Source organism: Kitasatospora sp. NPDC018058 (genome assembly GCF_044327205.1).
Lineage (GTDB): Bacteria > Actinomycetota > Actinomycetes > Streptomycetales > Streptomycetaceae > Kitasatospora.
The window spans coordinates 44,097-53,050 of sequence record NZ_JBIRFA010000049.1 but is presented as its reverse complement, the minus strand read 5'-3'; the positions used below and the strand labels follow the sequence as shown (position 1 = coordinate 53,050).

The window sequence follows — 8,954 nt, the reverse complement described above, 5'->3', positions numbered from 1 at the left end:
CTGCCGGGCGACGAGCCGGCCCAGGGGATGCTGCTGCCGGAGGGGCGGGCGGGGCGGCAGATCTTCGTGGTGGAGCGGCCCTCCGACAGGCTCAAACCGGGCGCGGCCGACATCTACGTCCGGGCCATCGGCACGTGAAGGGGCCCGCCGCGCGCGCGGTGGGCCCTCAGCAACCACGCGCTATCGCCGACCGGCGGCCTTCGGTGGGAAGGGGCGCGTTGCTGTGGGTCATGCGGCTGGCCGGGCGGGACGGGATGCGCGGGCCACGACGAAGAGGAACAGGCCGCAGGCCGTGACGATCGCCCATCCTGCGTGGGACGCCTGGGCCAGTCCGGCCGGTTCGATGTCGGTCACCAGTCCGCCGGCGACGGCGATACCGACTGCGGAACCGACCTGGCGTGCCGTAGAGGTGATCGCTCCGGCAACGCCGGCGCGCGTGGGCGGGAGGCCGCTGACGGCGGTGTTGGTGATGGGTGCGTTGGCGAAGCCGAACCCGACGCCGATGAACAGGTAGGCCAGCAGGAGCATCAGGATGCTCGTGTCCCGGCCGAGGCCGATCAGGCACAGGCCGCCGGTCGCGATGAACGAGCCTGCCGCTACGAGTGGCAGCCGTGCTCCGTGGCGCCCCACCAGGGAGCCGGACAGTGGCGCGCACACGGTCGCCCCGAGTGCCATGGGCAGTGTCGCCAGACCCGACGCCAGTGCTGTCCACCCGCGCGCGTGCTGGAGATAGAGCGTGTTCAGCAGGAGGCTGACGTTCAGGGCAACGAACACCGCGACCGCGCCGAGAACGGCCGTGGTGAACACGGGATCCCGGAACAGGCTGAGGTCCATCAGGGATTCGGACCGACGCAGTTCGACCCGGACGAATCCACCGATGGCTGCCACCACCACGACGTACCCGGCCACGGCCATGGGCGAGGTCCAGCCGATCCGGGATCCTTCGATGAGCAGGCCGACCGAGACACACACGGTGAGCGTGAGCAGTGCCTGACCGGGCAGGTCGAGCCGTCGTGATCGCTGTCCGTGCGACTCCGGCACGAACAGGGCGGTCAGCACGAGCGCGGCGACGATGACGGGTGCGTTGATCCAGAACACCGACCGCCAACCGAAGGCCGCGACGAGCGCGCCGCCGGTGACGGGTCCGGCAGCCATGCTGAGCCCGTAGACCGACGCCCAGATGCCGATCGCCCGGGCTCTCTCGCGGGGATCCGGCATCGCGTTCACCACGATCGCCAGGGCCACCGGACTGAGCATCGACGCCCCCACGCCTTGGACGGTGCGGGCCGCGATCAGCACGCCCAACGAAGGAGCGGCGGCGCACGCCAGCGACGAGGCCCCGAAGACCAGCAGGCCGCACTGGAACACCCGACGGCGACCGAACCGGTCCGCCATCGCGCCCGAGGAAATCAGCAGGCTGGCCAGCACGACGGTGTAGGCATCCACGATCCATTCCAGACCCTGGGTTCCTGCCCCGAGCCCACGCCCGATCGCGGGCAGGCCCACGTTGACGATCGTGGTGTCCAGCCCGACCAGGAACATGCTCAGCGCACAGACGGCCAACACCGTCCACCGCCGCCGAGCAGCCAAGGAGGGGGGAGGAGTGGCCAGGGATGTCGCGGTCACGGGTACGCCTTCCAGTCCGGGATCGTCTGCCCGCTCATGCTCGGACCAGGTGACCGTCGCGGCCCAGCGAAATTGCCGAGACTGCAAACTGGATCGCGTGAAAGCTGAACTCGCGGAAATCCTCGACGGCATCGGCCCACGTCTGCGCGCACTCCGACGGGACCGCGGGCTCACCCTGGAGGCACTCGCGGCCGGCACGGGGATCTCGGTGAGCACCCTGTCCCGGCTGGAGTCAGGCAAGAGGCGCCCGACGCTGGAGTTGCTCATTCCCCTCGCGCAAGCGCACCGGGTGGCGCTTGACCAGTTGGTGGCAGCGCCCGCCACCGGCGATCCCCGTGTCCACCTGACGCCCCACCGCAGGGACCGTGGCAGTGTGCTGGTGCCCTTGACCCAGTACCCGGGCCGTGTCCAGGTGTTCAAGCAAGTCCTCGGTCCCCGCAAGCCGAAGCTCGTGACCCACGAGGGCTACGAGTGGCTGTACGTCCTCGCCGGCGAACTCCGCCTCATCCTCGGCGAACGTGAAATCACCCTGCGCCCGGGCGAGATCGCCGAGTTCGACACGGCGGAACCGCACTGGTTCGGCCCCGCCGACACCAAAGCCGTGGAGATCCTGCACCTCTTCGGCCCCCAAGGCGCCCACGCCGTCATCCGCACCGGCCCGTCGACGACGTCATGAACGGCAGTTGCACCTTGCTCCACACAACCTCAGTGCGCGGCCTTCTCCTTGATCAGCCACGCCGCGAACAGTCCCGAGGCGGCGGTGAGCGCCGCCGCCGCGACGATGGTCGCGTTGAGGCCGAGCGCGTCCGCGAGGACGCCGGCGACCAGGGCACCCGCCGCGTAGCCGATGTCGCGCCAGAACCGGTAGGTGCCGAGGGCGTTGGCCCGCCAGCCGGGGTGGGCGTGGTCGGAGACCGAGGCGATCAGCGCCGGGTAGACCATCGCGGTGCCGAGGCCGAGCAGTACGGCCGAGACGATGCCGGCCAGCAGCGGCCGGTCGAGCAGGGCCAGCGCCATAACGAATCCGACGGCCTGGACCAGCATGCCGGTGACTATCAGCGGCTTGCGCCCGATCCGGTCGGCCAGGTGCCCGGTGGGGATCTGGCCGAAGCCCCACAGCAGCGGGTAGAGGCCCTTGATCAGGCCGACGGCGGCGAGGCCGAGCCCGTGGTCGGTGAACAGCAGTGGGAAGACGCCCCAAGTGAGGCCGTCGTTGAGGTTGTTGACCAGCCCGGCCTGGCTGGCGCCGCGCAGCGAGCGGTCCCGCCAGGAGGTGTGCAGGAAGACCTGCCGCAGGCCGGGGCGCGACTCGTCCTCAGCGGGCCTGGGGTGCTGGGCGAGTTCCAGCGCGACGTGCGCCGCGGTGTCGCGGACGACCAGTGAGAGCGCGAGGCCGGCGACGACGAAGACGGCGCCGATCAGCTCGGGGGTCGGGCGCAGCCCGTACGCGGTGGCGAGGTAGCCGGTGACCAGCGCGGTCGCGCCGAGCGAGGCGTAGCCGGCGGCCTCGTTGAGGCCGGTGGCGAGGCCGCGCCGACTCGGGCCGACCAGGTCGATCTTCATGTTGACGGTCATCGACCAGGTGAGGCCCTGGTTGATGCCGAGCAGCACGTTGGCGGCCACGATCCAGCCCCAGGCGGGCGCCCAGGCCAGGACGAACGGGACGGGGATGCCGATCAGCCAGCCCGTGACGAGCAGCTGCTTGCGGCGGAAGCGGGCGGTCAGGGCGCCGGCGGCGAGGTTGGTCAGGGCCTTGGTGACGCCGAAGGCGATGATGAAGGAGAAGACGGCGAGGTCACTGGTCAGGTGGAAGATCTCGGAGCCGATCAGCGGGATGGTCGTCCGCTCCAGCCCGACCAGGCCGCCGACGGCGGCGGTGACCACGACCAGCAGGGTGAACTGCAGCCGGTTCTCCCGCAGGCCGAGCCGGACCGGGCGGGCGGCGGTGCCCGCCGCGACAGGGGTCACGGTGCTCATGCGCCCTCCGCCAGACGCTCGCCTTGGGCGGCGGCGTAGTCGTCCGGCCCGCCTTGGAGGACGGCCAGACCGGTGTGCCCGGCGCGCTCCAGGATGCTGGCGGCGGTCATCGCGCGTTCGCCGTGGCCGCAGGCGATCAGCGCGCCCTGCGGGGCGTCGGCGGCGAGGGCGGCCAGCGAGCCCAGCTCGATGTGGGTGGCACCCGGGACGTGCCCGGCGGTGAACTCGGACTCCTGTCGCACGTCCAGATAGGGGCGCCGCCCGGCCTGCTCGGCGGTGACGAACTCGGTTGCGGCGACCTGCCCTTCGGCCTCGCGCCAGGCCCGCATGCCGCCGGCCAGGCGTCCGGCGAGGCGCTCGTACCCGATCTTGTGGGCCTGCCAGACCAGCTCGTCGAGGTCCTGGCCGTCACCGGTGACGAAGGCCAGCGGGGTGGTGTCGGGCAGGAGCCAGCCGAGCCAGCTGGCGAACTGGCCGCGCAGCGGGATGGAGAGGGCGCCGGGGATGTGCCCGGCGGCGTAGTCGACGGCGGGGCGGACGTCCACGACCTGGCCGCCGTCCGCCAGCAGTCGGCCGACCTGGGCGGCGTCGAGCGGCGGGAGCGGCGGGGTGCCGTCGAGCACCCGGGGCCCGGTGCGGTTGAGCTCGCCGAGGCGGGCGAAGTAGGCGGGGTAGCTGCCGAGGCCGGCGAGCAGTTCGGTGACGAAGGCGTCCTCGCCGGGGGCCGCGAGCAGTGGATTGGACTGCTTCTGGGCGCCGATGGTGGTGGTGCGGGCGGAGCCGGACGGGGCGGAGCAGAAGGAGCCGGCGCCGTGGGTGGGCCAGACCGGGAGGTGGTCGGGGAGGGCGGCGAGGCGGCGCAGCGAGCGGTACTGGGCGCGGGCGAGTTCGTCGGTGCGCTCGGGGCCGAGCAGGTCGGGGCGGGCGGCGGAGTTCACGATCAGCGAACCGCCCGTGAAGACACCGAGTTCGGCGGCGCCGTCGAGGAGCAGGAAGGAGAGGTGCTCGTCGGTGTGCCCGGGGGTGGCGAGGGCGCGCAGGGCCAGTCCGCCGAGGTCGACCTCGTCGCCGTCGGCGAGCGGGGTGTGCGGGAAGGTGCGGTGTCCGGCGGCGGAGGCGAGCACGGTGGCGCCGTCGTCGTGGCCGAGCTGGACGGCGCCGGAGAGGAAGTCGGCGTGCAGGTGGGTGTCGGCGGCGAAGGCGACGGTCAGGTCGCGTCGCTCGGCGGCGGCCCGCAGGGCGCGCAGGTCGCGGCCGGCGTCCATGGCCAGGGCGCGGCCGTCCCCCAGGTCGACCAGGTAGGCGCTGTTGCCCAGCCCCTCGTCGACCAGCGGTATCAGGTGTTCGTCGGCGAAGTCCATCGCGGCCCTCCTGTGATGACGGTGCGGTCTGCGCTCGGATGCAGCAACTCGCCCCGATGACAATATTCCATGGATTTATGGAGGATGCCTCCTGAGCACTGGGAACGCCCGCCGATCGAACCCATTACCATATTCCATGGAACCTTGGATCAAGGCCCCGAGCACCGCGCGGAGGAAGCGATGACCCAGAACGGCGCGAAGGCGCGGCTGTACGACGCGTTCGCGGCCAGCGGGAAGGCCCTGGCCAGCGGAAAGCGCCTGGAACTGCTCGACCTGCTCGCCCAGGGCGAGCGCACCGTGGACGCGCTCGCCAAGGCCGCCGGGCTCAACCTCACCACCGCCTCCGCCCACCTGCAGGCGCTCAAGCAGGCCGGCTTCGTCGCCACCCGCCGCGAGGGCGTCCGGATCCACTACCGGCTCTCCGGCGAGGACGTCGGCCTGCTGCTCGCTCTGCTCCGCAAGGTCGCCGAGCGCCACCAGGCCGCCGTGCCGCCCGCCCTGGCGGCCTACCTCGGCGAGGACGGCGCCCGCGAGGTCGACCACGAGGAGCTGCGCACCCGCGCCGAGGCCGGGGAGATCGTCGTGCTGGACGTCCGCCCCGTGGAGGAGTACCTGGCCGGGCACATCCCCGGCGCGCTCTCCATCCCCGTGGACGAGCTCGCCGACCGGCTGGAGGAGCTGCCCGCCGACACCGAGGTGGTCGTCTACTGCCGCGGCGAGTACTGCGTGCTCGCGTACGACGCCGTCCGGCTGCTGGTCGCGCGCGGACGGCGGGCGATCCGGCTCAACGACGGCATGTTGGAGTGGCGCCTGGCCGAACTGCCCGTCGCCGAGGGGGCTTTCACATAACGGTCCGGCCGGCCGCCGACGCGCGGCCGGCCGAGCGGACGAGCCGGGGGACGGCCGGATGGCCGCGGGGCCGGCGGGGTGGTCCCGGGCGGCCGAGCGGGTGACCTCTCGGACGTGTCGCCACCGGTGCGCCCCGTCCGGTGTGCGTCGGTGGGAGAGCACCGCCTTCGGGCGGCGCACTCCTGTCCCCGGACCTGAGAGCCGCCGATGCCTCCCACCGCCCGTCTTCGCAGCCTCGTCCCCACTGCGCTCTGCGCCCTCACCGTGGCCCTCGCCGTATCCCCGGCCCACGCCGCGCCCCCGGGCCGGGGCACCGGCACCGACCCCGGCGGGAGATCGGAGGGCGGAAAGTATGACTGGGAGCGTGTGGCGAACTGCGAGAGCAACGGCAACTGGCACGTCAACACCGGCAACGGCTACTTCGGCGGCCTGCAGTTCGACCAGGCCACCTGGCGTGCGAACGGCGGCCTCGCCTTCGCCCCGCGCCCCGACCTCGCCAGCCGCGAGGACCAGATCACGGTCGCCCGGCGCCTGGCCGAGCGCCGCGGTCTCTCCCCCTGGCCGGTCTGCGGCACCCGCGCTGTCGGCGGCCGCGGCCACGAAGCCGGCCACGGCCACAAAACCACCCGCGACCACGAGCGCGACACCGCCCTGCCGCCGCCCGCTCCGGCGCCTGCCCCGGCGCCTGCTCCGGCATCTGCGGAGAACGGCCAGTGGACCATCCGCGAGGGCGACACCCTGGACCAGATCGCCGCCGCCCTGGCCGTCCCCGGCGGCTGGCCCGCCCTCTACGCGCTCAACCGATCGGTCGTCGGCGAGGACCCGGACCTCATCCAGCCCGGCCTGGCGCTGCGCCTGCCGTCCTGACCCGGCCCGACCGTCGGCCCGCCGCCCACGCCCTCCTGGCGTGGGCGGCGCCGTGCGGTCACGCCCCGTCGAGCACCGGCGCGAAGCCGAACGCCGCGATCTGCCGGGACTCCACGGCGCGACGGCCGGACCGCCGTCAGCGGCACCTGCGGGGACGGCGACGGCCCGCCCGGTCCTGGGGGACCGGACGGGCCGTGGCGGTGCGGGCGGGGGTCAGCCCACGTGGACGCGCGGACGCTTGGTGCGGTCCGGCTCCGCCTCGCGCAGCACCTCGCGGGTGACCGGCGCGACCTCACCCTGACCGAACAGGAAGAACCGCAGGAACTGGGCGAAGGGGTTGCCCTCGGTCCACTCGAAGTACAGGTGCGGCCGCTGCCCGGTGCGGTCCCGGACGGTGAGCGCCAGCGCGGCGATCGCGTTCGGAATGCTGGAGCTTTCCAGGGCGAGCACCCGGTAGCGGCCGTGCAGCACCTCGCCGCGGACGGTCAGCTCGGACTCGAAGTCCGACGCGTCGCGGACGGTCACCTCGACGAAGACCAGGTCGTCCTCGCCCGGGATGTCGTTGTCGGCGCGGATCTGCCGGATCTTGTCCCGGTACTCGGCGGCGTCCCGGTTGGTCGGCTCGTTGGCGATCAGGCGCAGCGGGCGGTGGGCGTAGTCGCGGATGAAGCGCTCGGCCGTCTCGTCCAGCACGACGTCCGTGACGCGCAGCTCGAAGGCGCGCTTCAGGCGGGAGAGCAGCGAGACCAGGATGATGCCGGCGATGAAGCAGGCACCGATCTTGACACCGTCCGGGCGCTCCATCGTGTTCAGCACGGTGGTGTAGAGGAAGACCGCCGAGATGATCCCGAAGGCGATGGTCCAGCCGCGCTGGCGCTTCTTGTAGGCGGCGATGGTGACGGCGATGGCCGCCGAACTGATCAGGACCAGCACACCGGTGGCGTAGGCGCCGCCCTGGGCGTCGACGTTCGCGTCGAACAGCCAGGTGATCAGGAAGCCGACGATCGTCAGGACGATCACCATCGGGCGGACGGCGCGGGCCCAGTGCGGGGCCATGCCGTAGCGCGGCAGGTAGCGGGGCAGGAGATTGAGCATGCCCGCCATGGCGGAGGCGCCGGCGAACCACAGGATGGCGATGGTCGACAGGTCGTAGACGCTGCCGAAGGTGCCGCCCAGGTACTCATGCGCCAGGTAGGCGAGGGCGCGACCGTTGGCCTGGCCGCCGTTCTCGAACTCCTTGGCCGGGATGAGCAGCGTGCAGATGAAGCTGGTGGCGATCAGGAAGGCGCTCATGATCACGGCGGCGGTGGTGAGCAGCTTGCGGGTGCCGCGGATCCGGCCGACCGGGTTCGCCTCGGTGTCCCCGGCGTCACCCTTGATGTGCGGCATCACGGCGACGCCGGTCTCGAAACCGGACATGCCGAGCGCGAGCTTCGGGAAGACGACGAGCGAGACGCCGATCATGACGAACACGTTGCCGTGCTCCGTCGTCAGCGCGTTGGACCAGTCGGCGACGACGTGCGGCGCCTGGATGATCTTCCAGATGCCGACCGCGACGACGACCACGTTGAGCGCCAGGTAGATCCCGACGAGCGCCACGGCCAGGCCGATGGCCTCGCTGAAGCCCTTGAGGAAGACCGCGCCGAGCAGCGCGACCAGGATCAGCGTGATCAGCATCTGCTTGCCGCCGAGGGCGCTGGTCAGGTGCGGGTTCTCCACCAGGTGCGCGCTGGCGTCGGCGGCCGAGAGCGTGATCGTGATGATGAAGTCCGTCGCCGCGAAGCCGAGCAGGGCGAGGACGAACAGCTTGCCCTTCCAGAACGACAGCAGCCGCTCCAGCATCGCGATCGAGCCCTCGCCGCGCGGGCTCTCCTGGGCGACCCGCCGGTAGACCGGCAGCGCGCCCAGCAGGGTGACGAGCACGAGCACGATCGTGGCGATCGGCGACAGCAGCCCGGCCGCGAGAGCGGCGATGCCCGGCTGGTAACCGAGCGTAGAGAAGTAGTCCAGGCCGGTCAGGCACATCACGCGCCACCAGCGCTGGCCCTCGTGCGCGCCGTGCGCCCCGGAGTCCCCCGTCTCCGTGTCACTGTCCGTGTCCGCCTCCGGGGCGGTCTTGGAAGCGGACACGTCCGCCAGCAGCCAGCTGCGGACTCGTATTCGCGCCGACGACGGATCCCCCGTCGTCGTCTCCGTCGAACCCGACGAAACCACCTTGCACCTCTTGCTTTGAAAACCCCGTGAAAAGCGCCGTCGGGCGACGGCAGTGCGCGC

General features: G+C 72.1%; 7 protein-coding genes. 3 read left to right on the top strand and 4 right to left on the bottom strand.

The genetic code is table 11. The annotated features are described in order from the left end of the window. Positions 1–228: 228 nt before the first annotated feature. Positions 229–1,626, bottom strand: a complete 1,398-nt coding sequence (locus ACH4E7_RS38900; RefSeq protein ID WP_396253921.1) for an MFS transporter — start codon at positions 1,624–1,626, stop codon at positions 229–231. A 49-nt stretch (positions 1,627–1,675) separates the two neighbouring features. Here ACH4E7_RS38900 and ACH4E7_RS38895 point away from each other — a divergent pair, with 49 nt between their 5' ends. Then, entirely contained in the window at positions 1,676–2,302 is a 627-nt protein-coding gene (locus ACH4E7_RS38895; protein ID WP_396253920.1) for a helix-turn-helix domain-containing protein, read from the top strand. 29 nt (positions 2,303–2,331) lie between these two features. On the opposite strand, the gene ACH4E7_RS38890 is transcribed toward ACH4E7_RS38895, so the two are convergent. Further along, entirely contained in the window at positions 2,332–3,603 is a 1,272-nt protein-coding gene (locus tag ACH4E7_RS38890) for an MFS transporter (protein WP_396253919.1), read from the bottom strand. Continuing rightward, a complete protein-coding gene (locus tag ACH4E7_RS38885; RefSeq protein ID WP_396253918.1) occupies positions 3,600–4,964 on the bottom strand; it encodes a rhodanese-like domain-containing protein in 1,365 nt (454 codons plus the stop codon). Before ACH4E7_RS38885 ends, ACH4E7_RS38890 begins: the two co-directional genes overlap by 4 nt. Positions 4,965–5,144: 180 nt before the next feature. Here ACH4E7_RS38885 and ACH4E7_RS38880 point away from each other — a divergent pair, with 180 nt between their 5' ends. Together ACH4E7_RS38880 and ACH4E7_RS38875 are read left to right on the top strand one after the other, a co-directional pair. Next, positions 5,145–5,813, top strand: coding sequence for an ArsR/SmtB family transcription factor (locus ACH4E7_RS38880; protein WP_396253917.1), 669 nt, complete (start codon positions 5,145–5,147; stop codon positions 5,811–5,813). Positions 5,814–6,020: 207 nt separating this feature from the next. Beyond that, positions 6,021–6,680, top strand: coding sequence for a transglycosylase family protein (locus tag ACH4E7_RS38875; RefSeq protein WP_396253916.1), 660 nt, complete (start codon positions 6,021–6,023; stop codon positions 6,678–6,680). A 213-nt stretch (positions 6,681–6,893) separates the two neighbouring features. On the opposite strand, the gene ACH4E7_RS38870 is transcribed toward ACH4E7_RS38875, so the two are convergent. Beyond that, complete coding sequence (locus ACH4E7_RS38870; RefSeq protein WP_396253922.1) at positions 6,894–8,819, bottom strand: amino acid transporter; 1,926 nt, start codon at positions 8,817–8,819, stop codon at positions 6,894–6,896. Positions 8,820–8,954: the final 135 nt, after the last annotated feature.

What these genes read in the sequence shown, in the direction of transcription:
- ACH4E7_RS38890 (WP_396253919.1), bottom strand. Translation starts at nt 3,603, where the DNA reads ATGAGCACCGTGACCCCTGTCGCGGCGGGCACCGCCGCCCGCCCGGTC.
- ACH4E7_RS38885 (WP_396253918.1), bottom strand. Translation starts at nt 4,964, where the DNA reads ATGGACTTCGCCGACGAACACCTGATACCGCTGGTCGACGAGGGGCTG.
- ACH4E7_RS38880 (WP_396253917.1), top strand. Translation starts at nt 5,145, where the DNA reads ATGACCCAGAACGGCGCGAAGGCGCGGCTGTACGACGCGTTCGCGGCC.
- ACH4E7_RS38875 (WP_396253916.1), top strand. Translation starts at nt 6,021, where the DNA reads ATGCCTCCCACCGCCCGTCTTCGCAGCCTCGTCCCCACTGCGCTCTGC.